Source organism: Sphaerochaeta halotolerans (assembly GCF_003429665.1).
Lineage (GTDB): Bacteria > Spirochaetota > Spirochaetia > Sphaerochaetales > Sphaerochaetaceae > Sphaerochaeta > Sphaerochaeta halotolerans.
Genome location: NZ_QUWK01000004.1, coordinates 47,022 through 70,426 on the forward strand (window position 1 = coordinate 47,022; position 23,405 = coordinate 70,426).

26 protein-coding genes are annotated in these 23,405 nt (G+C 48.5%); 17 read left to right on the forward strand and 9 right to left on the reverse strand.

The features are described 5' to 3' along the window. The first annotated feature begins 13 nt into the window (after positions 1-13). The 5 genes from DYP60_RS04565 to rsmA are packed head-to-tail and all read left to right on the forward strand — an operon-like array spanning position 14 to position 5,436. Positions 14-691: an HAD family hydrolase gene (locus tag DYP60_RS04565; RefSeq protein WP_117329864.1), complete on the forward strand. Its 678-nt coding sequence runs from the start codon at positions 14-16 to the stop codon at positions 689-691. Then, the gene (locus tag DYP60_RS04570; RefSeq protein WP_117329707.1) at positions 678-2,390 is read left to right on the forward strand and encodes a phospho-sugar mutase; all 1,713 of its coding nucleotides are present in this window, start codon (positions 678-680) and stop codon (positions 2,388-2,390) included. The genes DYP60_RS04565 and DYP60_RS04570 overlap by 14 nt, the downstream gene beginning before the upstream one ends. Beyond that, entirely contained in the window at positions 2,387-3,160 is a 774-nt protein-coding gene (locus tag DYP60_RS04575; protein ID WP_117329708.1) for a hypothetical protein, read from the forward strand. Before DYP60_RS04570 ends, DYP60_RS04575 begins: the two co-directional genes overlap by 4 nt. 37 nt (positions 3,161-3,197) lie before the next feature. Next, a complete protein-coding gene (locus DYP60_RS04580; protein WP_133299286.1) occupies positions 3,198-4,676 on the forward strand; it encodes a ComEC/Rec2 family competence protein in 1,479 nt (492 codons plus the stop codon). Then, entirely contained in the window at positions 4,627-5,436 is an 810-nt protein-coding gene (gene rsmA, locus DYP60_RS04585) for a 16S rRNA (adenine(1518)-N(6)/adenine(1519)-N(6))-dimethyltransferase RsmA (RefSeq protein WP_240622819.1), read from the forward strand. The genes DYP60_RS04580 and rsmA overlap by 50 nt, the downstream gene beginning before the upstream one ends. 149 nt (positions 5,437-5,585) lie before the next feature. Here the strand turns inward: rsmA and pta are convergent, their stop codons facing one another. Beyond that, positions 5,586-6,587: a phosphate acetyltransferase gene (gene pta / locus DYP60_RS04590; RefSeq protein WP_117329711.1), complete on the reverse strand. Its 1,002-nt coding sequence runs from the start codon at positions 6,585-6,587 to the stop codon at positions 5,586-5,588. Positions 6,588-6,649: 62 nt separating this feature from the next. Then, positions 6,650-6,808 (reverse strand): hypothetical protein, encoded by a 159-nt coding sequence (locus DYP60_RS14165; RefSeq protein WP_165849499.1) that lies wholly within the window; start codon positions 6,806-6,808, stop codon positions 6,650-6,652. A 23-nt stretch (positions 6,809-6,831) separates the two neighbouring features. Between DYP60_RS14165 and DYP60_RS04595 the strand changes: the two genes are divergently transcribed. The 3 genes from DYP60_RS04595 to DYP60_RS04605 are packed head-to-tail and all read left to right on the forward strand — an operon-like array spanning position 6,832 to position 9,444. Further along, a complete protein-coding gene (locus tag DYP60_RS04595) occupies positions 6,832-7,581 on the forward strand; it encodes a prephenate dehydrogenase/arogenate dehydrogenase family protein (RefSeq protein ID WP_240622820.1) in 750 nt (249 codons plus the stop codon). Then, positions 7,578-8,897 carry a tRNA (N(6)-L-threonylcarbamoyladenosine(37)-C(2))-methylthiotransferase MtaB gene (mtaB, locus tag DYP60_RS04600; RefSeq protein ID WP_117329713.1) on the forward strand — a complete coding sequence of 440 codons (1,320 nt, stop codon included), beginning with the start codon at positions 7,578-7,580 and terminating at the stop codon, positions 8,895-8,897. Before DYP60_RS04595 ends, mtaB begins: the two co-directional genes overlap by 4 nt. Next, the gene (locus tag DYP60_RS04605) at positions 8,875-9,444 is read left to right on the forward strand and encodes a GNAT family N-acetyltransferase (protein ID WP_117329714.1); all 570 of its coding nucleotides are present in this window, start codon (positions 8,875-8,877) and stop codon (positions 9,442-9,444) included. Before mtaB ends, DYP60_RS04605 begins: the two co-directional genes overlap by 23 nt. Here the strand turns inward: DYP60_RS04605 and epsC are convergent. Then, positions 9,437-10,357, reverse strand: coding sequence for a serine O-acetyltransferase EpsC (gene epsC / locus DYP60_RS04610; protein ID WP_117329715.1), 921 nt, complete (start codon positions 10,355-10,357; stop codon positions 9,437-9,439). The two genes, DYP60_RS04605 and epsC, sit on opposite strands and share 8 nt — an antisense overlap. 28 nt (positions 10,358-10,385) lie before the next feature. Then, complete coding sequence (locus DYP60_RS04615) at positions 10,386-10,940, reverse strand: biotin transporter BioY (RefSeq protein ID WP_117329716.1); 555 nt, start codon at positions 10,938-10,940, stop codon at positions 10,386-10,388. Between the two features lie 83 nt (positions 10,941-11,023). Between DYP60_RS04615 and DYP60_RS04620 the strand changes: the two genes are divergently transcribed. Together DYP60_RS04620 and argS are read left to right on the forward strand one after the other, a co-directional pair. Next, positions 11,024-11,986, forward strand: coding sequence for a biotin--[acetyl-CoA-carboxylase] ligase (locus tag DYP60_RS04620; protein WP_117329717.1), 963 nt, complete (start codon positions 11,024-11,026; stop codon positions 11,984-11,986). A 42-nt stretch (positions 11,987-12,028) separates the two neighbouring features. Continuing rightward, positions 12,029-13,795 (forward strand): arginine--tRNA ligase, encoded by a 1,767-nt coding sequence (argS, locus tag DYP60_RS04625; RefSeq protein WP_117329718.1) that lies wholly within the window; start codon positions 12,029-12,031, stop codon positions 13,793-13,795. A 2-nt stretch (positions 13,796-13,797) separates the two neighbouring features. Here the strand turns inward: argS and DYP60_RS04630 are convergent, their stop codons facing one another. Further along, positions 13,798-14,358, reverse strand: coding sequence for a TetR/AcrR family transcriptional regulator (locus tag DYP60_RS04630; RefSeq protein WP_240622821.1), 561 nt, complete (start codon positions 14,356-14,358; stop codon positions 13,798-13,800). A gap of 159 nt (positions 14,359-14,517) precedes the next feature. On the opposite strand from DYP60_RS04630, the gene rplU reads away from it, so the two are divergent. Genes rplU through rsfS form a run of 7 tightly spaced genes read left to right on the forward strand, consistent with a single transcriptional unit; the run spans position 14,518 to position 18,352 of the window. Continuing rightward, positions 14,518-14,832 (forward strand): 50S ribosomal protein L21, encoded by a 315-nt coding sequence (gene rplU / locus DYP60_RS04635; RefSeq protein ID WP_117329720.1) that lies wholly within the window; start codon positions 14,518-14,520, stop codon positions 14,830-14,832. A gap of 12 nt (positions 14,833-14,844) precedes the next feature. Beyond that, on the forward strand, positions 14,845-15,096 hold the full coding sequence (gene rpmA, locus DYP60_RS04640; RefSeq protein WP_117329721.1) for a 50S ribosomal protein L27: 252 nt from the start codon (positions 14,845-14,847) through the stop codon (positions 15,094-15,096). 25 nt (positions 15,097-15,121) lie between these two features. After that, positions 15,122-16,198 (forward strand): GTPase ObgE, encoded by a 1,077-nt coding sequence (gene obgE, locus DYP60_RS04645; protein WP_117329722.1) that lies wholly within the window; start codon positions 15,122-15,124, stop codon positions 16,196-16,198. 9 nt (positions 16,199-16,207) lie between these two features. Continuing rightward, positions 16,208-16,846 (forward strand): nicotinate (nicotinamide) nucleotide adenylyltransferase, encoded by a 639-nt coding sequence (nadD, locus tag DYP60_RS04650; protein ID WP_117329723.1) that lies wholly within the window; start codon positions 16,208-16,210, stop codon positions 16,844-16,846. After that, a complete protein-coding gene (yqeK, locus tag DYP60_RS04655) occupies positions 16,815-17,399 on the forward strand; it encodes a bis(5'-nucleosyl)-tetraphosphatase (symmetrical) YqeK (RefSeq protein WP_117329724.1) in 585 nt (194 codons plus the stop codon). The genes nadD and yqeK overlap by 32 nt, the downstream gene beginning before the upstream one ends. Continuing rightward, entirely contained in the window at positions 17,396-17,971 is a 576-nt protein-coding gene (locus DYP60_RS04660; RefSeq protein WP_117329725.1) for a hypothetical protein, read from the forward strand. Before yqeK ends, DYP60_RS04660 begins: the two co-directional genes overlap by 4 nt. A 36-nt stretch (positions 17,972-18,007) precedes the next feature. Beyond that, positions 18,008-18,352: a ribosome silencing factor gene (gene rsfS / locus DYP60_RS04665; RefSeq protein ID WP_117329726.1), complete on the forward strand. Its 345-nt coding sequence runs from the start codon at positions 18,008-18,010 to the stop codon at positions 18,350-18,352. Between the two features lies 1 nt (position 18,353). Here rsfS and DYP60_RS04670 read toward each other — a convergent pair whose 3' ends face one another. The 4 genes from DYP60_RS04670 to chvE form a co-directional block, all read right to left on the reverse strand. Then, entirely contained in the window at positions 18,354-19,382 is a 1,029-nt protein-coding gene (locus DYP60_RS04670; RefSeq protein ID WP_117329727.1) for a LacI family DNA-binding transcriptional regulator, read from the reverse strand. Positions 19,383-19,435: 53 nt separating this feature from the next. Continuing rightward, entirely contained in the window at positions 19,436-20,617 is a 1,182-nt protein-coding gene (gene mmsB, locus DYP60_RS04675) for a multiple monosaccharide ABC transporter permease (RefSeq protein WP_117329728.1), read from the reverse strand. Further along, the gene (locus DYP60_RS04680; protein ID WP_338067792.1) at positions 20,614-22,137 is read right to left on the reverse strand and encodes an ATP-binding cassette domain-containing protein; all 1,524 of its coding nucleotides are present in this window, start codon (positions 22,135-22,137) and stop codon (positions 20,614-20,616) included. Before DYP60_RS04680 ends, mmsB begins: the two co-directional genes overlap by 4 nt. 80 nt (positions 22,138-22,217) lie before the next feature. Beyond that, positions 22,218-23,297: a multiple monosaccharide ABC transporter substrate-binding protein gene (gene chvE, locus DYP60_RS04685; RefSeq protein WP_117329730.1), complete on the reverse strand. Its 1,080-nt coding sequence runs from the start codon at positions 23,295-23,297 to the stop codon at positions 22,218-22,220. Between the last annotated feature and the right edge of the window lie 108 nt (positions 23,298-23,405).

Consider the following 23,405-nt stretch of genomic DNA (forward strand, 5'->3'; position numbering starts at 1 on the left):
CGATAATGGCGATATGTTGAAACCGTTGTCCAAAGCAATACTCTTTGATATGGACGGTACCCTCATCGATACCATTGAGGATATCCGTAGTGCTTTCAATGTTGCTCTTTCCTTGGAGGGGTTGCCACCGTTCTCAGCCGCATTGGCGAAACAAGTAGTGGGACGTGGGCTCTACAATGCACTAAAGGGTGCTCTTTCCTACTATGAACATCCCGTCGATGCAGCACGGTTTGCATTCCTTTATCAATCCATGATGGATTATTATCAGGCACACTATGCTGATATGAGCCACCCCTACCAAGGAATCCTTCCTCTTCTTGATAGATTGGAATCTTCTGGGGTAGCCATTGGAATACTTTCCAACAAAGAGGATGTGCTTACCCAAAAAATTGTCAAACAATTACTTCCCCAATTCTCTTTCGCTTCAGTGAGAGGCTTGGTAGAGGGATCTCCCAGAAAACCCGATCGGCATGCAATCGATCTTTTTTGTAGTCAACAGGGTGTAAACGTAGGCGAACTCTGCTACATTGGGGATAGCGAAGTGGATTATCAGACTGCCCAGAATGCTGGGTGTTCTCATATTTTGGTCTCGTGGGGATTCAGGCCAAAGGAAGAACTGCAAGCACTTCCCGGCTCTGTGGTTGTCGATACGGTGGATGAATTGGAGGATGTAATCTATGGCGTACAATGAGAAAGATCTGAAAAGGAAGGCTGAGGCATACTTACAGGCAGAGGACCAGGAGGTTTTTAGGAAAGCTGTAGAGCAAGAACTTGCCGAGGGAAACTGGGAAGCGTTGTACGATCGCTTTTATACCAGTCTCTCCTTTGGTACTGCAGGGATGCGTGGTGTCATTGGTGGGGGAACCAACCGCATCAACACCTTCATGGTCTGCAAAGTTACCCAGGGATTGAGTGAGTATCTCTATGAAGCATCTAGTAATCCTTCAGTGGTCATTGCATATGACAGTCGCAATTACAGCGACCTGTTTGCGAACGAAGCAGCACTGGTACTTGCTGCAAACGGTATCTCGGTGTTTCTCTACCCTGTGCTGCACCCTGTACCGATGCTCAGTTTCGCCGTGCGCTATTTACAGACCACAGCAGGCATTGTTATTACAGCAAGTCATAATCCAGCCCAATACAACGGTTATAAAGTCTACTGGAAGGATGGTGGGCAAGTAACGCCTCCTCACGATTTTGGAATTGCAGAGCATGCCAATGCAGTGACAGCAAAGGATATCAAGAAAATAAGTGCGGAAACAGCCCGCTCTAAAGGATTGCTCGTACCTGTCCCGGAGAAAGTGGACCAAGCATACTTTCATACCGCTCTGCTGAATCTCAGGAGGCCTGCTCTGGTGCAGAACAATCCCATTACTGTGGTGTACACCCCACTGCATGGATCTGGCAATCTCCCGCTGCAACACCTGCTCTCCCAGGTCGGGATCAAATGTGTGGTAGTGGAGGAACAACAAGAGCCTGATGGTAACTTTCCCACCGTGCCACTGCCGAATCCTGAGTACCCCGAAGCGATGAAGATGGCACTTAAGCTAGCTGAGCGTGAGAAAGCCGACATTGTATTGGGAACCGACCCTGATGCAGATCGACTGGGAATAGCCATTCCACTTTCTGCAAAAAAGGATACATATCATCTGCTTACGGGTAATCAGATAGCCGCATTGCTTGCCGATTATCTCATGGGAGCTGATGGTGAGCAACTCATGAAGAAAACCCCTCTCGTGGTAAAGAGTCTGGTTACCACTGACTTGGTGAAACGAATCGTGGAAAGCCAAGGGGGACGTTGCAAGGATGTTCTCACTGGTTTCAAGTATATTGCCGAAGAAATAGCATCCCTTGAAGGCCCGAAAGGAGAACGTGAGTATTTCCTGTTCGGATGTGAGGAGAGCCACGGGTATTTGACGCTTCCCCAGGTACGAGACAAGGATGCAATAAGCAGTGCTTTGATAAGTGTAGAGATGATGTGCCACTGGGCAAGCAAAGGGATGACCCTCAAGGACCGACTGGATCAGATTTACGATACATGGGGTTTCTCTACCGAGGCGGTCTTTGCAAAAGATTATGTAGGAGCCACAGGGAAAGAAAAAATGACCCAGATTATGACTGGGCTGCGAAAACTTAATGTAGGCGATGCACTGGCCGGGCATACGATAACCAGCAAGCAGGATCTGCTTGATGGGAAACAGACAGAATTCCCTCCCAGTGATGTCCTCATCCTCTTCCTTGAAGGTGGAGATAAGATTGTAGTGAGACCAAGTGGAACTGAACCAAAAATCAAATATTACTTTTTCTTCACTGCAGATGGAATAGACCGGACTGAGTTCGAACAGAACTTAGGGAAACGGATAGACGCATATAAGGCGGCACTTTCGTGATTACATGCTATTTGATACAACGACAGAACAAGGAAAACCTCACACTCTCTCCCTATCTTGATATCAATCGGGTAGGGCATTGGAGTGAAGATGAGCAGGTTGTGCTCAAAAGTAGTGGAATGCTGACCAAGAACCAGAGGGATGAAGCTTCCTATGCACTCTACGCAGCCATTGATTTCAGCGTGGATCGATGGATCCAGAACAAGCAGTACATTCCAAGGTTGTTGATCTCAGCGGCTGTATTTACAGCTTCTTACTTCTTCTTATCCCTCGTGATCAGGGACCCCGTGCCCATGGTTGATGAATTACTCATCAGTGGTGGTTTGGTACTGCTTGCATGGAACTACCTTGCAAAACGGGATACCCGTTCCTCTATTGCCCAAAGAAGGCGTTATGAATTGAAGTTGCGCTGTGGGGAGTGTGAGCAGGAAATTGACGAGCAACTGTTTGCAGTTGAAGCGTTTCTGGATGAAGCTTCATCAGAAGACTCTTTGGAGCTCTGTAATAGTCTGGCATTGGTCTCTTCCGAACCTCTAAAGCCGATTAGCTATGAGGGGTCGAATGAGACGCTTAAAGAACTTGGTGAATTATTGGCACACTATCTTCGTATCTACAACAAGAGCCTCTACAAAACTGCAGTGAAGGTCCACAACCAACGAATGCAACGCAGAAAAAATGAACGTCTTGCTGCTCGTCTATTTCATCAAAGCATGCAGAAGCGGCTAGATATAGGGCTGCTTGCATTGTTGGTATCGCTCATGGAGCTGTAGCTGAAGCAAAACTCAGCCTGTGAGGTCTTTCTCTGGTATGGAAGACCTGCTCCATCCACTAAAACTCTTACTTCCCTTGTTCACACTGGCAATCTACCTTGCCAGTTGTGGATCGTGTCTCTTCTCATATCCTCTTCAGGTGGGGCTTGTCTTAGGCTCCATGGTACTCATTGCTGCTCCTTTCTTCCCAACCCGTACAAAGAGCCTCATCGTGTTGTCTTGTTTCCTGTATTGCTTCTTCCTGTTGTTGGCCCGGGGAGTGACGAACAGTGCCATGGTCTTTGCCTTTCCACAAAACAGGATTGTGATGCTGGAAGGAAAATTGCAGGAGGACTCCTCACTTTCCCGAAGTGGTGATCAACTGCTGCGGCTCTCTTTGACGGGGTGTACTACCAAGCGTGGGTATCAGGGAAGTGCATCAGGCGTCGTGCCGGTCTTGGTCCCTGTAGAAGCGGTTCTGGTTGCTTCTTCTGATGTCCACGTTTGGGGGCAGTGGGATGATACGGAAACAATCCTCTATGCTGAGGGCATCCAAGTACTTGGAATCCCTCCTATTGCACTTGCACGTCGCACCCTACTTGAAGCATTGCAACGACGTTTGGAAGTAAGCATAGAGGATGCGCAAGTACGGAGTCTTGCTTCCATGTTGCTCTTGGGGCAGTTGAGCGGTGAGTCCTTCTTGCTCAAGGATAAGGCGATCCTCTGTGGTTGTGCCCATACCCTTGCCCTCTCTGGTATGCATTTGCATTTTTTCATCCTTCTCGCAGGGTTTTTTGGCAAGCGTCTGTTCGGCCCATTTTGGGGTAAACGGTTTGCCTGTATCTTTCCCTGCTTTTACGTGTTGGCTGTAGGGCCAAAACCTTCACTATTGCGAGCTTTGGGAATGTATATGTTTCAGTTGGTCCCACGTTCGAAACAATTTTCCTTGCTTGTTCCCTTCTATCTTACGGGGTTTCTCCAAATATGGCTTTTCCCGTTCTCCGTGACGAGTTTTGCGTTTCTCTATAGCTATGGTGCATTTGCCATGATTCTCTTTGGAAGAGGGCTTCCTCCCATTCCCCTGTTGAATACGACGCTTGCAATCATTGGAACCGGACCTGCCAGTATGATGCTCACAGGAACGTGGAATCCAGCAGGATTGCTGTACAGCATCCCTGCGACACTCCTGATTAATCTTGCGATGGTGTTCAGCTTGCTCACACTCGTATTTGGGTCTTGGTTTTCCTTTCCTCTAGGCATGGTCTATCAGGGAATGAATGCGTTGTTCACCCTTGGTGCTGAAAAGATCTGGATGTTGTCGTGGAATACCTATGTGCTCTTCACACTCCTTCTGTTGACCACACTTGTTGCATTTGGCTATGCTAAGCGGGTCTTGCAAACAAAACGAAGGAGAGAGTATGCGTTGGAACTTTGCCTACGATTCGCCACATGCGATCAGCGAGCTGCTGCAGAGAGAGGGGTTGGCGATGACCAAGAAATTTGGACAGAACTTCCTGCTCTCGAGACCGGTTCGTGAACGCATCGTCTCACTCCTTGAACCTCTTGAAAACACCACGGTTTGGGAAGTTGGTCCTGGGATTGGCTCTCTGACGGCGTTGCTTCTGGAAAGGGGGGCAGTGGTAACGGCTTTTGAGATTGACCATGGGTTTTGCAGAATACTGAGAGAGCATGCCTTCGGTGAAGATCCGGCATTCCATCTTGTTGAGGGGGATGCCCTGAAGACCTTGCCAGCCACTTTCTATCAAAACGCTGCACCTGAGCGAATCTGTGGCAACCTTCCCTATAATGTAGGATCGGTTGTGATCGCAAAGATTCTGGAAGAAGGGTACCGAATCCCTCAGATGGTATTCACGTTGCAGAAAGAGGTTGTTGACCGCCTCTGTGCCTCTCCAGGTTCCAAGCTGTGGTCATCGTTTTCTCTGCTAGCCCAGATGGATTATGAGGTGACCCAGTCGTTTGTCATCAATGCTGGAGCTTTTTTCCCCACGCCGAATGTCACCAGCAGTGTGGTTCATTTCACTTTACGCGAAGAGAGCCTGGTCAAGGATGAGCTGCGTGCGAGTTTCCTGTTGGTGATCAGGGATTTGTTTGCACAACGAAGAAAGACAGTGAGAAACAACCTGCTTGCTGGAAAGATTGGAGCACTGTTGGGAAAGGAAGGGGTTGTCTCGATGCTTGAGGACAGTAGTGTTGAGCCATCACTGAGAGCAGAAGCTCTCTCCTGGTCACAGTTTCTTGCCCTTAGTGAGATTCTCTCCAGCTATCAAGCCAGGTGAAGCGTACAGGGTAGATACATTCAGAGAAGATTCAATGGTTTTTGTGCTTTCAATCATACATTGCCTACCCGTAGAGACGAGGCAATCGTATAGAAAAGTAGGGCATGGGGTAAGGGCGGGAAGGAAAAACTCCCGCCCTTTGTTGGCTGTTAGTTGCTTGCTGCCTGTGCAAGTGTGATTGCACTGGTCACCACGATATCCTCAATGGAGCATCCGCGGCTAAGATCGCTGATCGGTTTTGCAAATCCCTGGAGGATTGGTCCATAAGCTTCAGCTCCTGCAAGACGCTGTACCAGCTTATAGCCGATATTGCCCGCTTGAAGATCAGGGAAAATCAGCGTGTTTGCATGGCCGGCAACACTGGAGTCAGGAGCCTTGCTCTTTGCAACGCTGGGAACAATGGCTGCATCAAGCTGCAATTCACCATCGATTTGCAGATCAGGAAGGTTTTCCTTGACAATGTTGGTAGCTTCGACCACCTTGTCAACCAAATCCCCTTTTGCAGAGCCCTTGGTTGAGTAACTGAGCATGGCTACCTTCGCCTCAGTGTTGAGGAAGGTCTTGCAGGATATGGCGGAAGCTTTAGCAATTTCAGCCAACTGTTCAGCTGTTGGATTGGGGATGGTGGCGCAGTCAGCAAAGATAAAGGAGCCATTTGCCCCATATTCACTCTTGTCAGTCGCCATAACGAAACAGGAGGATGCATATTTGATTCCTGGCTTGGTCTTGATGATCTGGAAAGCGGCAAGCAGTACGTTGCCGGTGGTGTTCTCAGCTCCAGCAACCATTGCATCAGCCTTGCCAAGACGAACCATCATGGCTCCCCAGCGCAGGGGGTCGATGATGCTTTGATACGCTTCTTCTTCACTCATGCCTTTGTGCTTGCGAAGTTCATGGTATTCCTTTGCAAAAGCGTCACGATCTTCACTGGAGGATGGATCTACAATGGAGATGCCCTCAAGAGAAGTTTTTACTGCTTCTGCAGCTTCTTTGACTGCATCCACTGCACCGACCAGGATAACTGATGTAGCCAGTTTCTCGTCGACAATTTTCCTTGCGGCTTGGATGGTTCTGCTCTCGGTTCCCTCAGCCAGAACAAGCTTTTTCTGGGCCTCAATTGCTTGGGCCTTCATTTTTTCTGCAAACGTCATGGTTATGCTCCTTGACAGGTTAGATTAGGTAGCTCCTTTTCAGTGTATCACGTTAGAATATCTTAGAGAAGGCACAACTTAGGCTTGATTGCGGTACATCCTAGCCTCCTCTCTGGAGCGAGTGCCGGGAAAGCAAGGTGAGATGCCCCGTCCCTTGGGGCGGAAAAGGAGGCAACGCCTCCTGAGTCCAAGGCTTGCCCTGGGGTATTGATACCCTTCATTGCTTTCCAGTACAATGCGGTTCATGAAAGAGAGCATGCGTATCGGAGTATATGGAATGGGACGATTTGGTTCCTTCTGGGCAAAGGAATTAGCTGATCATGGGTTCGAGGTAATCGCCTACAGCAGACGAAATAAAAACGTTCCCCCAGGGGTTCGCCCCGGAACAGAGGAAGAAGTCCTTACCACTTCAGCCCTGTTTTTCTGTGTCTCAATCAGCTCCTTTAGGGACGTACTTGCACGTACTTCTGGAAGCATCGGGAAGGACACGGTAGTAATGGACACCTGCTCGGTTAAACTGTATCCGGCCAAAGTCATGCGAGAGTTGCTTCCTTCCTCCGTACAGAGTATTGCAACCCATCCAATGTTTGGTCCTGACTCGGGAAGGGACGGGGTTTCGGGACTTCCTTTGGTGATCTGTCCGGTCAATTGCAAGCAGGAGATACTCTCCTGGTGGGCTCATGAATTTGCTCGCTGGGGTCTCGATGTAATACGTATGAGTTGCGACCAGCACGACCGTGAGGCGGCTTGGTCACAAGGGATTACCCACTTTGTAGGGCGAACGCTCTCTGAACTTTCCCTTGGCGATACCAAACTGGCGACCAAGGGATATAAGTCTCTCATGAGTGTGGTAGAACAGACTTGCAATGACCCCATACAACTATTCTATGATCTGCAACGCTACAATCCGTATGCAAGGGATATGCGCATGGAGCTCAAGGGAGCACTCGATACGGTCATGGATGTCCTGAAAAAGCAGGAGGAATGTGAGTGAATGTGTGTGTATATACCTTGGGATGTCGGCTGAACCAGTGCGAGAGTGAAGCTATTGCCGATTCTTTTTCCAAGGAAGGGTTCACTGTGGTAAGCGAGGACCAGGGTGCTGATTTGTATATTGTCAATACGTGTACGGTTACCAGCAAGGCAGAGCAGAAAGCGAGAAGGATGATCCGGAAGTTTGCCAAGACTGCTCCTACCCTTGCAACAGGTTGTTATGCCCAGGTCAATGAAGAGGAACTGAAAGCACTCAGTGACCAGGTCACTGTGGTGCCCTTGGAAAAGAAAGCGCATCTTCTCCAGCTTGCAAAGCATCTGAAGGCATCCCTGGTTTCTGGCATGAGCATGCGTGAAGGGTGTCTTTCCTTCAGTGATGGAAAGGCTTCTGTCTTTGACTATGATGCTGCTTCTTTCTCCTACCATAGTAGAGCATATCTGAAGATTCAGGATGGGTGTGACAATAGCTGTGCGTATTGCCGCGTGCATATTGCACGAGGCAAGGCAATTAGTCTTGATCCCAATCTTGTCATCGAGCGAGTTTTGGCACTCGAGGAGGCAGGATTCCAGGAGATCATGCTAACCGGTGTGAATCTCACCATGTATGACCACCAGAGGGATGGATTGGGTGGATTGCTTGAAACGTTGCTCTCAGTGCTTTCTGCTGATGTCAGGCTTCGTCTCAGTTCGATGGAACCCGATCACATTGATGAACGTCTGTTGCAAGCCTTGCGGGATTCACGGATGCAACCGCACTTCCACATACCGGTGCAAAGTGGGAGCGACCGGGTTCTGCAGCTTGTAGATAGACACTATACCATCGGGGAACTAGCAGCAATTCTGGGCCAACTCAAACAGGTGAAGAATGACCCATTCCTGGCGGCCGATATTATTACAGGTCTTCCTGGGGAGACAGAAGCGGATTTTGAGGAAACGAAGCAGTTCATTCTCAGCCAAGGGTTCTCAATGCTGCATGTCTTTCCCTTCTCACCCCGACCCGATACCCCGCTTTATCATGCAAAACACCGAGTGCCAGAAAAGATTCGTGATGAGCGGGCCCTTGAACTGAGAAAACTCTCAAAGCAGTTGCACGATACATACAAAATGCGGCAACTGGGTAAAGAGAGTGAGGTAATCCTCCAGAACAGGAAAGGGGGCTATTGGTATGGCTTGAGCGGGAACTATCTGGAAGTGAAAGTAATTGATGCTCCTCCCTTTGCAAGGGAAGGGATGTTGGTAAAGGGTCGCTTTAGTGACAAGCTACCCAACGTTGGAAAGATGGAGTTCATTTCCTATGAAACGGCTATTCACGACTGAACGTCTTGATGCATATATCATCTCGAGCTCACTGGCAGGACCCTACCTTGCATATGAGAAGAGAAACCGGGAGTTGTTTCGTCCCTACTCAATTCCCCAAAAGGAGAGCTACTACACCCTAGGCTCGTTTCAAAATGTCTCGGACCGTCAGTACGCCCTCTATGAAGAACACAGAATGCTTCCCTTGCTTTTTTTTGCGAAGGATACACGAAAGCATGTCATAGCCCTGGTGAGTTTGAATCAATTGGTATGGGGGCCCTTTCGCTCAGGGAAGCTTAGCTATAGTGTGGATGGGGACAAACTGCGCCAAGGATATGGTTCAGAAGCGGTATTGGGTGTCATTGCTTACGCATTTGAACAACTTGGAGTGCATCGTATCGAGGCACATATTCAGAAGGAAAACAGTGCCAGTCTCGCTTTTGCAGAGCATCTGGGATTCCAAGTTGAGGGGACGGCAAAAGGATATCTGTACAGGGATGGAGCATGGATAGACCATCTACGTCTGTCCCTGCTTAACGATGAATTGGATATTCGCTCCCTCAGCTAGGGCGATTTCTGAGTTCCCTCACTGTAATCTTGGGTTCCTGGATAGTGACCATTGTATTGGGGGCAACAGACTCCTTGATCCATACGTTGGATCCTATCACTGCATTCTTCCCAATCGTTATATCCCCCAGGATGGTTGCATTGGAATAGATGGTGACATTGTCCTCAATCGAGGGGTGTCTTTTAGCGCCCCTGATCAAGCTGCCGCAGGCGTCCTTGGGAAAGCTCAATGCCCCCAGGGTAACTCCTTGGTAGAGCTTTACATTATTGCCAATGACCGTGGTCTCCCCGATTACCACACCAGTGCCGTGGTCGATGAAGAACGAAGCTCCAATCTCTGCACCGGGGTGGATGTCAATGCCGGTTTCCTTGTGTGCATACTCATTGAACATGCGAGGGATCAAGGGGACATCCATTTTGAACAGTTCATGTGCAATACGGTGGATGGTGAGTGTCTTGATGCATGGGTAGGAGAGGATGACCTCCCTGATATTTCTTGCTGCGGGATCGCCATCGAAGGCTGCCTTTGCATCCATCTTTAGTTTTATACGAATTTCCGGCAACAATGCACACAGTTGCCCGATCGCAGTATCGGCCTTCTTATGTGCATCACATTCATCAAGAGATGGGTCGTCGTATCGAAACGCAAGTAACAACTGGCTCTTCAGCTGTGAACATACATCCTGCATCTGTGCTCTCAGGATTTCTTGTAGCCCGAGTTCAGCGCGGTCACGTCCACAGCGGCCAGGGAACATCAGTTCAAGAAACTCGTTGGAAATTTCTCCGATGGAAAGCATCTGTGGTAGTGGTTTCAAGCCATGAAAATTGGCATCTCCAGCGACACGGTCGAAGGTCCTGTAGAATGCCTCTATATAGGATGAAGCATCAAATTGTTGGTCTTTGCACTGTTCCATACGCCTACCATACGGCTCTTGCAGACTTTTATGCAAGCACTTGGCCGAGAAACTGATCAATCCTTGTATGCAATGTTCCAGCAAGATGTGTCGCAATAGCCAGTTTTAGCAAGTCTCCAATGATAAAGGGGAGCATGCCTGCCTGCAGTGCTACCTTCCAGGAGAGATTCCCAACAAGTTTTAGGTAGGGAACTCCTGCAAGGTAGATTATCATGGTGGCCCCGAGTCCAAAGATGATGCACAGCAGACGGTACCTCCCTGGATGTTCTTCTTTGTTGCGATACCTACCTGCAAGACCTGCAAGGAATGCAGCAGGAAGCAAGCCGAAGAGAAACCCTCCCGTGGGGCCTAACAAGATTCCCAGGCCTCCACCACTACTGAATACAGGCAGCCCGATAGCGCCCAACAACAAATAGATTGCCGTGCTGGCCATCCCCACAGCCGGTCCTCCCAGGAATCCCGCGAGCAGGACAAAGAGCGTCTGCAGTGTGATGGGTACAGGAGGAAGCGGAAACCTGAGATAGGCTCCAACGATGATCAAGGCACTAAAGAGAGAGGTGAGCAGTAATCGTCTTTGTTGCATGGGTGGAGCATACCACGGCTCGGTTTTAATTGTAAACAGAAGATAGGTTGACAATTGGGGAGCAGCACACTACCATCGGTCGCATGAATCATGCACAAACGTTGCTTAAGATACTTTCTGCCAATCGGTCTTGTTATCACAGTGGACAACAGCTTGCTGGTGAGATGGGGGTGAGTCGTACGGCTGTTTGGAAAGCCATGGAGACCTTGCGTAACCAAGGCCATAGCATCGAGGGAATTCCCAATCGGGGATATCGCCTGCTTACTTCCACTCTTCTCTATTCAAAAGAACGTTTGGAATCCCTGTTGCCATCCTGGGAACTCCATCTGTTTGATTCAATCGATTCAACCAACCGGTATGCAAAGTCTCTGGAATCCAAGAAAGCCCTGGTGCTTGCGTGTCATCAGAGCGAGGGGAGGGGAAGGCTCTCAAGGAGTTTTTACAGCCCACAGGGAGGCCTGTATCTCAGTCTGTTGTTCCCTGCTACCTTCCCCCTCTCTGATGCTTCTCTGATCACCAGTGCTGCTGCGGTAGCTGTCAGCGAAGCAATCGAGGAGAAGTGTGGAAAATATTGCAGAATCAAATGGGTAAACGACCTGTTTTATGAGAACCGAAAAGTCTGTGGTATCCTTACAGAAGGTGTGTTGGGCGTGGAAAGTGGTCGCCTTACTGCAGTGGTTGTCGGTATCGGTCTCAATCTTTTCACCAAGCGGGAATCATTCCAAGGTTCGCTCAAGACAATTGCCACCTCGCTCTACGATGGACAGGACTCCCTTCCTTCTGATTTCTCTGTGGATGACCTTGTAGCGTGTATCGTACAAACGTTGGAAGCTTCTCTGGATACCTTGGGGGAGCGTTCCTTCCTTGCTGCCTACAGAGAAAGGTCCCTTGTGCTCGGTCATGAGGTACGTGTACTCTCTGGTGCTGCTGAGTATGTGGCAAAAGCAGTTGCAATCGATGATGAAGCCCATCTGGTGGTTGAGGATGCCTTTGGGCATCAGAGGGTTCTCTCCAGTGGGGAAGTCAGTATCCACCTTGAAGTCTGACTTTGGTTTGTTGTATAGTCATGAGCTACAAGGAATGAAATAATGCTAGAAGCGGTACGTGAAACTTGGAAGAATCTTATAGAACAGCAATTGCACCTCTATGCTACAGAGGTGTTGGGAGATGTGCCCGAGTTGCCAGCCTTGGCAGTACAGAGCCCTCCGAAACCTGAGCTTGGCGATCTTGCTTTCCCTCTCTTTGCCTATGCAAAGGTATTGCGGACAGCTCCTCCCAAGCTGGCATCTGAACTCAAAACCCGAATTGAAAAGCTTGATGATCGTCCCTCTGGAGAGATTCTCTTGAGTGGTCCCTACTTGAATGTCCGTATCGACATGGGGGGTGTTGCAACTGCTCTCTCTTCTCGTATCGCACAAGAGAAGGAGCACTATGGCAGCAGTGATGCGCTCAAGGGCAAGAAGGTCACCATTGAATTCAGCTGTCCCAATACCAACAAGCCCCTTCATCTGGGGCATATGCGCAATGACAGTCTTGGAGAAAGTGTAGCAGCCATCCTGAAAGCCAATGGTGCTGAGGTTCGTAAGGTAAATCTCATCAATAATCGTGGGGTACATATCTGCAAGTCAATGCTTGCATACCAAAAGTTTGGGAACGGAGAAACCCCCGAGTCCAGCGGGATAAAGGGTGACCATCTGGTCGGCAAGTACTATGTCAAGTTTGCCGATTGGGCAAAAGAGGACCCCACCGCTGAGCAACAAGCCCAGGAGATGTTGCAGAAGTGGGAGAGGGGAGACCAGGAGGTGATGGCGCTTTGGGAGAAGATGAACGGATGGACACTCCAAGGCCTTGCTGAAAGCTATGAGAAGATGGGAATCAGTTTTGATGCCTATTACTATGAGTCTGAGACGTACAAATACGGTAAGGATGAGATTCTCAAGGGACTTGAGAAAGGAGTCTTCTACCAGGAAGAGGATGGGTCGGTCTGGGTGGATCTTGAACCGATCAAGCTGGATAAAAAGGTCCTCCTCAGAAAGGACGGAACCAGCTTGTACATGACCCAGGATGTGGGCACAGCAATCATGCGTCACAAGGATTGGCCCTTTGATTCCTTGATCTACGTTGTGGCCAGTGAGCAACGATACCACTTCATGGTGCTCTTTTATGTGTTGCAGCTACTGGGGTACTCCTGGGCAGATGACTTGCGCCACCTTTCCTACGGAATGGTGAACCTACCCGACGGAAAGATGAAAAGCCGTGAGGGAACAGTCGTTGATGCTGATGAGCTGGTGGATACCCTCACCTCGCTTGCACGCAACGAGATTCGTGCGAAAGAGCGTGAGGAACTTGTTGATGATGTGGAAAAGACCAGCAGTGCCATTGCCCTCGGTGCATTGAACTACTACCTGCTGCAAGTTTCCCCGACCAAGGATATGATTTTCAATCCGGCCGAATCGATCTCCTTCAACGGCAATACCGGTCCCTACCTTCAGTATATGGGAGCAAGAATCTCCAGCATGCTCAGGAAGTACCAGGATGATGAATATGCCGATTGTCATGCAATGGAATTCGACGGCAGTTTGTTGACCCTTCCTGACGAGCGGGAACTTATCAAACAGCTTGCGCGCTATGGGGAGGTGGTTGAGAGGGCAGGTAGTGCCTATGATCCTTCGGTTGTCTGCAGTTATCTCTATGACATCTCGAAGCTTTTCAGTCGTTGGTATCACGACAATCCAGTTTTAAAGGCTTCCTCAAGGCCCTTGGTTCGTTCCCGTATTGAGCTGGTAAGCATGGTCTTGCAGGTAATCAAGAACGCATTCAGCCTAATTGGGGTTCCCTTCCTCTCCTCCATGTGATGTCACTGTATGCTGTAGAGTGAGCAGAAACGGTTGATGAATCGCTCTTCTTCCCATTCGATGTCAGGATCGTCGTCCAGAAGTATCCTGTAAAGGAAACGCTGGACGACGCTGCTGAAACTCTGGATTGCAAGATCCAAATCCTCTATATCCAAGCGACCACTGTTGCTCAGGCTCTCCAAGAGAATGCTGCTCTGGCCGATGAGCATCTCGTCCAGTGTCCGTTTGATGCTTGCGGCTTCCTTGTGGGTAAGCGCTTCACTCTCTATGATACGGTAGAAGGACCGCATTACCTCATCTTCATACATATGGTGCCAGTGTGCCATGGCCCTATTCAGCACCTCGCTCGCACTCCCGTCCAGACTGATGGTACCTTTCTGTTTGTAGGCGAGTGTATTGCAGTAGGAAAAGAGTTCGGAAACCAATGCCTCCCTACTCTGGAAATGGTGGAAGATTGCAGCCTTGCTGATGTTGTTCTGCTTTGCAAGCAAGCTGAGAGAGACTGCATCCAAGCCTAACTGAGACCCCAGGTTTAAGAGGGATAAGATAAGTTGTTGTTTCATAGTAGTAGTATGCATACTGAATACTAACCTATCGGTCGGTAATATTTCAATGCCTTTTTCTTTGTTTTTCAATCAATTATGGCAAAAAAGTTGTTGCAACTGGTTCGTATATTTGGTATAAGAAACAAGCACAAATTAAATTGAAGGATGAATATCGACATGTACGCACTTGTAGAGATTCTCGGAAAGCAGTACAAGGCCGTCGAAGGTGAGACAGTCCAGGTTGATTATATCAGCCAGAATGAGGCCGGTTCCTCCCTTGAGTATGCCACCGTTCTTGCCGTTGTGGATGAGAACAATGCAACGTTTGGCACCCCCTATGTAGCAGATGCAGTTGTGAAAGCAACGCTCGTCGAGCATATTAAGGGTGACAAGATCAGAGTGTTCAAGAAAAAGCGCCGAAAGGGCTATACAAGAACCCAGGGGCACCGTCAGCGGTACTCCCTGATCACAATTGACAAGATCATTGCATAAGGAGGGCGAAAGATGGCACATAAGAAAGGTGGCGGTAGTTCCCGCAATGGTCGCGACTCCAATGCCCAGAGACTGGGTGTGAAGCGCTTTGGTGGACAGTTGGTCAAGGCAGGTGAAATCCTTGTTCGTCAGCATGGGACTAAGTTCCATCCTGGTGAGAATGTAGGCCTCGGTTCCGATTATACGTTGTTTGCTAAAGCTGAAGGTACCGTGCTGTTTCACAGTCGGAAGAACCGGAAGTACATCAGCATCGTAACTGAGTAAGTAAAAAGTAGAAGAAAACGAGATAATGTTTGGATTTTCAGACGAAACCTATCTTGATGTTGCCTCCGGAAACGGGGGCAACGGTTGTGTATCCTTCCGAAGGGAAAAATATGTTCCCAAGGGAGGCCCTGATGGCGGCGACGGCGGCCGTGGTGGGGATGTGGTATTCGTCGTCAAACATAATCTGAGAACCTTGGCCCATCTCAAATTGGTACGCACCTACCGTGCGGAGAATGGAAAGAACGGCCAAGGAGATCGTTGTTATGGACGCGATGGTGCAGATATAGAGATACCTGTTCCTCCAGGAACGGTGATCAAGGATGCCCAGACTGGGGAGATTCTCAAGGATCTGACCGACGAGGAGCGGTGGGTATTTCTCAAGGGTGGCAGGGGAGGCCAAGGCAATTGGCACTTCCGTACCGCCACGAGGCAGGCACCCCGTTTTGCCCAACCAGGGGAGAAGGGGGAGGAGCTGCGAGTTGGTGTTGAATTGCTTGTCATAGCCGACATCGGCTTTGTAGGCTTTCCCAATGCAGGTAAGTCCAGCTTGTTGAATATTCTGACCAATGCCCGTACCAAGGTGGCAGGGTATCCCTTTACCACCAAGATTCCTCAGTTGGGAATGATGCGATACGATGAACATGATATTGTGTTGGCCGACATACCAGGTTTGATAGAAGGAGCTAGTAAAGGCTCTGGAATGGGGATCAAGTTTCTCAGGCACATCAGCAGAACCAAAGGACTGGCTTTTCTCATTGATCTAAGTGATGAGCGATATCTTGATGCCTATGATATACTATGCAAGGAACTGGAGGCGTTCGAACCTGAACTGTTGAAAAAGCATCAGGTAATCATCGGAACAAAGACTGATGAACCAGGAACTGGACCGCATCTGGAAGAACTGAAGCAGAAGTATGCAGACAAAGAGGTTATCGGCCTCTGTGTGTATCTGGATCAAGGAGTTGATGACGTTAAGCATGCATTCATCCGGATGGTAGAGAGGCAGGAATCAGCAAAAGAAGTATCTGTTGCTGACGAAGGTGGTTTTACTACTACCGTTGATCATGATGCTTATTATCCAGAGGAACTGAAAGAGCTATAGGAGGAGACCTTGGCAGAAGCAGTACCCACTGCCCTTGTGGGAGGCAGTTTTGACCCGGTTCATCTCGGCCATCTGCACTTGGTACATACGGTGGCTTCCTCCACCTCATATAGACGATTTATCTTTGTCCCGGTAGCCCGGAACAACTTCAAGCGGGATGCTAATCTGGCTTCAGCTGAGCATAGGATGCGAATGCTCAACTTGGGTTTCGCTGCCTACCCGAGACTTTATCCTCAAGATCCTGATATGGAATTTATCGTTGACGACTGCGAGGTAAATCGTGGTGGAATATCCTACACCTATGATACCGTTAAGCACCTCTATCTCAAGTACAACATCAAGGGACGGCTTGCAGTGGTCATGGGTGATGATTTGCTCGGCAATCTGCAGCAATGGCATGCCTATGAGGATCTCAAGGAGTTGGTGACTTTTGTTGTCATAAAGCGAGAGGGGGAAAACACTCCCTTCAGTGATCTCGCAGCAGATCTTGTGTATCTAGAGAATCCATGTGTTGAAGACAGTTCAACGCAGATACGGGAGGGGGTACGGATGCTCGGTGCAGAGGATTCACTACCCAAAGATATTGCAACATTGATGCCTGAGGAGGTAGCTCACTATGTCGAGTCATTTCGACTCTACCGCACTTGAGCAAGAGCTTGCAAAGATTTTACCTCCCCAGCGATATCAGCATAGTGTAGCTGTGGGTGAGACCTGTGTGCGTCTACAGCATCAATACCAGGAGAAATTTGATGAGCAAGAGCTCTATCAATGTGGTTTGATGCATGACATTGCACGAGATTGGAAAGTCTCTGCGCTTACCCAGTTTGCTGAAGAACACCATCTATCGTTGGAAAAGGAAGAGAGGGATTTTGCTGTTCTGCTGCATGCTCCAGTGGGTGCTGCTTTGCTTGAGGAGCGGGGTTTTCCCAAACAACTTTGTATTGCAGTCCGTTATCACACGATCGGGAGCATCCACATGGGGAGAATGGGCTTGGTACTCTACATTGCCGATTATATCGAACCGAATAGGATGCATCTTGATGATGGGGATCGAGCATCCTTGCTTGGCGAGCCGACGCTTGAGGCGTTGTGTATCAGAATCTTGGAAGCTGAAAGTATGCATTTGCGTTCCAAGGGGAAAGAGATTACACATTCAGGGTTGGCGCTGCGTACGTTGCTCAAGGAAGGTGGCAGGCTGTGAGAAGAACGGGATTGCTTCTCATGATTCTGGGAGTACTCTTGTTTGTTGGATGTGCTCATGATCCGTCCACTGCATATTACGGATTGTTTGAGGATGAGGCAGCCATAATTGCTTTCGAGGCAGGAGACACCCTGTTTATGGTTGTCTTGCCGTGGTCATTGATCTCAAAACACGCTGAGCAGACAGATTGCAGCCCTGCTGAGGTGTTGCAAGAGCTGGGAGGGATGGAACCCCAGCTGGTTGTTGAAGGAGAGGGGAGAGAGCTCGTAAGGATTCGTGATCTCCTGACCACCCTTGCCGTTGATACAACTGATCGTACACTCCGGGAGGTGGATGGTCAGGCACGTTTGGAGGCGCTTAAAGCGGGCGCTCCCTACTTGAGGAAAACTGGTTTGGCAGATACACTTTCCCACACCTGTCCAGGCTTGGATGCATTCTCATTGTTGCAACAAATAGAGCAATTTCGTGTGTACGATCTGAGAAGTGTATTTAAAGAAGACACAGTTGTTGATTGGCAGCAATTGAAAAGCCATATGACTCTGTATCTTAAGCAGATACGGAATACACGATGAAGAAACGTAAAGAAAGAAACGTAGGAGTTTGTAGGAATGAATGATTTGGTACAGGCCAATGCAAATGCTATCGGCCAGTTTCTGGAAGACCATAAGTGCAAGGATGTAAATATCCTTGATGTATCGCAGGAGTGCTCATGGGCGGACTGCTTCATCATTGCAACGGTAAGCAGTGTGGGGCACCTGAGGGGTGTAGCCCATGAACTGTGGGGTGCTTTGAACGACCTTGGTTTGGAAGTGAGCAACCGGCACAAGAAACCGGCGGGTGATGGTTGGGAACTCATCGATTGTGGTGATATCATCATCCATTTGATGAGTAGTGAGCTCAGGGATTTCTATTCCCTTGAGAGGCTCTGGCAGAAGAGAGAAGAAGAAGAGTAGGCTACTCCTCAATATTCTCCCGTATCTTGATGATGGTCTGGGTGATGGTGTCAACAATGGGGTCCTGCTGGTTCATCAAGTGGGTGAACAGCTTCTGGATGGCATCATACCCCTGCCTCTTGGGTTGTTGGCAGATGGTAAACGTAATAACCCCTTCTTTTACCAGTGATCTGGTTATTGGAACATCATCAAAACTGAATATTCTCAGTGAATCCTGTCTGCCAAGGTCCTTCACTGCCTGACATGCTCCTTGAACACCTGCAGCTGTCAGATAGATGCAGTTGATATCTTCATGTTGCTCAAGGCAAGCACGGGTTCTCTCATAGCCAATGGTGTCATCATCAAGGCTTTCTACAGTATCAATCACAACATAGTCTGCTCCGTGTTCTTGCAACCCCTCGATGAAACCTCGGATGCGTTCTTGGTGACCTTTCATGTTAAAGGAACCGGTAACGATGAGAACACGTTTTTGTGTCTTGCTACACAACTGTAAGAGACCACTGGCAGTTTTCCCTTCAAGATAGTAGTCAGGTCCTACATAAAAAAGGCGGTGTGAACTGTCAATATCTGTATTCACCGTCACCACAGTTGTGCCACTTTCTGCAATCCTGTCGATGGCATCAATAACTGGTTGCACATCAAGTGTTGTTACGCATACTCCATCATAATGCTTTGCTTCCAGATGCTTGATTTCCTTCAGGTGTGCATTTAGGTCGAAAGATTTGATCTGGGTTATATCAAGGATTACTCCAAAGTCACTCAACTCACGTTCTGCTTGGCGGAAGCCTGCGATGACATCATCGAAGAAAGGGTTCCCAATACTGGGTAAGAGACATCCAATCCGGAGAGGTTGTTTTCTTCTTGCAAGCACTTTCCCAGCAAGGTTGGGGGTGAATCCCATTTCATCAGCGATAGCCTGTACTCGTTTGGCAACCTCTTCATTCACCCCTTTTCGTTTATGGAGAACCCGGTCGACGGTCCCACGCGAAACTCCTGCCTCTTTTGCGATGTCTCTAATTGTAACAGCCATGGTAGTCCTTTTGCTTGAGGATAATGCTGACAACGTTGCATGCGCAAGTGTCCTCAGTTGGATTTTACCCGCTTTTTGCTCAAAACATCAAATACCACTGCAGCAAGGACAACAATACCCTTGACTGCCTTCTGCCAGTTCGCATCAATTCCGAGTATTGACATGCCATTGTTTAGGACACCCATGAAGATGGCTCCGATAATTGCTCCTCCAACGGTACCAGTTCCACCGTAAGCTGAAGCTCCTCCTATGAAGCAGGCACCGATGGCATCCAGTTCATAGTTGGTTCCTGCAGTAGGGGCAGCAGAGTTGAAGCGGGCTACTCCCACCAGTGCTGCTACTCCGGCCAGAAACCCCATATTTGCATAGGCAAAGAAGAGTACCCGATTGGTGTTGATACCTGAGAGTTTTGCTGCCTTTTCGTTACCACCCAATGCGTAGAGATGCCTTCCTGGAACACTGCGTGAAGTGAAATAACTGTATCCAAGGACGATTACGGCAAGAAGTATCAGTACAACAGGGATTCCTTTGTGCTGACCAAGTAAGCTTGCCACCAAGAGAATGGCGGCTGAAAGGAAAACGATTCGTGCAATGGTGTAAGCCAATGGTTCAATCTGATACCCTTTTTTCTTCTTTGTTTGTCGATTGAACAGTGTATAGGCTATTACAACCAAGCAGATAATCACCCCAAGGACGAATGTGATGGTAAACACCCTCGCCTTGTCATCAGTGTTTGGCAGGAAGCTATTGAAATACCTGAGGTACTCTTCTGGGAAAGGAGAGATGGTGAGCCCATTAAGAATGATGAGCGCAACCCCTCTCCACAGAAGCATCCCTGCCAAGGTGGTAATAAAGGGAGGGATGCGTACATAGGCAATCCAAAAGCCTTGCCAGGCACCGATTGCCAACCCTGTGAGCAAACAGATGAAAATCGAAAAATATATATTCCAACCGAGGTTCACGATCAACGTTCCTGCCAAAGCACCAACCAAGGCGACAACAGAGCCGACTGAGAGGTCAATGTTTCCACCGGTAAGAATACAAAGCAACATTCCTGTGGCAAGGATAACCACATAGGAGTTCTGGCTAATGAGGTTTGAGATGTTCGCTGGGACGAAAAGAGAACCTCGTCCACTGGCGCTGATCAAGCCGTTGAAGAGAATCATTGTTGCGATGAGGACTAAAAGCATGGAATTCTTCTTCATAGAATCCTTGATCCCGAGGCTATGTCTCATGATGTTTTTGCTCCTTTCTGATTCTGAATAATACATGTCATAATTGCTTCTTGGCTTGCTTCAGAGCCAAGCATTTCTCCAACAATTCTTCCTTCACTGAGCACATAGATTCGGTCACAAATGCCGAGGATCTCAGGCATTTCGGAAGAGATGACAAGAATGGATTTCCCTTCTTCAGCCAATTGATTGATGATGGTATAAATTTCATATTTTGCACCAACATCAATGCCTCTCGTTGGTTCATCAAGCAGGAGGATTTCTGGTTCCGTAAAGATCCACTTGCCCAACAGCACTTTCTGTTGGTTGCCTCCCGATAGATTGTTGACATCTTCGAGCACAGAGGAACATTTTGTTCCCATCTTTGCCACCATGTCCTTGGATACCTGCATCTCCAAGTCAGGATCAATAATCTGATGGTTGCTGATCGCCTTCAGGTTTGCGAGGGTGGTGTTCTCCATAATAGGCTTGGAGAGGATCAGGCCATTGGTCTTGCGATCCTCTGTGACATAGGCAATTTTGTTGTCAATTGCCTGTTGTACGGTATTCAGATGTACTTCCTTTCCATTGATGCGAACAGTTCCACTGATGTCCTGACCGTAACTCTTTCCAAACAAGCTCATGACAAATTCTGTTCGGCCTGCACCCATCAAGCCGCTGATGCCCACCACTTCCCCTTTGTGGAGATTGATTGTAATGTCATCACAAATTTTCTTTCCTTGGTTGATTGGGTTGTATACCGTCCAATGCTCAACCTCAAGACTTACTTCCCCAATTTTTATATTCCGCTTGGGGAACCGGTCTTCAATACTACGCCCAACCATTGCCTTGATAATCTCATCCTCAGCAAAAGCTTTTTGTTCCTTGTCCATGGTGGTGATGACCTGGCCGTCACGGATGACGGTGATCCTATCGGCAACATAGGAGACCTCATTGAGTTTATGTGAGATAAGGATGCTGGTCATTCCCTTGCTTTTGAATTCCAGCAAGAGGTCCAGTAATTTTTTTGCTTCTGAATCATTGAGGGAAGCAGTTGGTTCGTCTAGGATTAACACTTTGACGTTCTTTGCGAGTGCTTTGGCAATCTCTACCAGCTGTTGCTTGCCAACCCCAATATCCTTGATTGCAATTTTGGAAGACTCCTCAAGCCCGACCATGGAAAGCAGTTCATCTGCCCTGTTGTACGTCTTATCCCAATCGATGCGAAAGTATGAGCCACGTTCATTCCCCAGAAACATATTCTCGCCGATGGTGAGGTAAGGGACCAAGGCAAGTTCCTGGTGAATGATGGCGATTCCCTTCTGTTCACTCTCCTTGATGGTATGGAAGTGACAGGATTCCCCATGAATGATAATTTCTCCTTCAAAGGAACCAGCAGGGTACACACCACTGAGGATATTCATCAGAGTGGATTTGCCAGCCCCGTTTTCTCCTACAATTGCATGGATTTCACCTTGCCTGACATCAAGAGTAACGTCATCCAATGCCTTGACCCCGGGAAAGGTTTTGGTGATGTGTTTCATCTCTAAGAGTAGGGTATCCAAAATAAACCTCCAAGAAAGGTGGCGGGCAACAAGTGTTGCCCGCCTTCTTTCGAAACAGATCAGACCTGTATGTCAGCTTCGGTATAGTAACCGCTGTCGATTAACAGTTCTTTGTAGTTGTCCACTGTTGCGAATACTGGTTCGCAGAGGTAGGACGGGATAATCCCAGTACCGTTGTCATAGGTTTTGGTGTCGTTAACCACGACTTCCTCACCCTTCACAATGGCATTGACCATTTCCACAACCTTGCTGGCCAAGGTGCGGGTATCCTTGAAGATGGACATGGCCTGAAGGCCTTGCAACATGTTCTTGACCGCTGGTTTGTCACAATCCTGACCGGTGATGATCGGGAAGTTGTCCTTAGTGTAGCCGGCAGCTACCAAGGCATTGGTGATTCCGTTTGCTACTGAGTCATTGGAAGAATAGACAGCATCAAGGCGATTCCCATTCGGACCGTATCCATTAGCAGTGATGAGATTTTCCATTCTCTTCTGAGCTTCCTCTGTAGACCAGTTCAATGTTGCTACCTGAGCTTTGCTGGTCTGGCCAGAAGGTACTACCAGTTTTCCGCTCTTGATGTATGGTTCCAGAATTGACATGGCACCACCAAAGAAGAAATTGATGTTGTTGTCATCAGGGGAACCAGTGAACAGCTCAATGTAGTAGGGACCAGGAGTGCTGTCCAGCTTGAGAGCATCACGAATGAACTCACCCTGAATTGTTCCAACCTTGAAATTATCAAAGGTTGCATAATAGGTTACTGCATCACTGTTCATGATCAAGCGGTCATAGGCGATGACTTCAATGTCATTTTCCTTGGCTTGCTTGAGTACCTCAGTGAGCGCCGAGCCATCAATGGAGGCGATGACCAATACATCACAACCTGTGACGATCATGTTCTCGAGCTGCGCTACCTGGGTAGGGATGTCATTATCCCCTGCATACTGCAGATCTACCTGGTAGCCTGCTGCTTCGAGTTGCTTCTTCATGTTGGCACCATCCTGGTTCCAACGTTGGAGGCTTTGTGTGGGCATCGAGACACCAATCTTGGCGATTCCACTTTCTTCCTTTGTTCCGGTGGCGAAGAGAGATGTTGCAACCAGCAACACCATCATGAGCACACTGATACACTTTTTCATATACGACTCCTTTTTTCTGGATTACTCCAGTGATATGCATGAGCTATGGAGGGTATACGTAGTACTGAAGCAGGGGTTACAAGCAAAATATATAATTTCCTGCGTAGT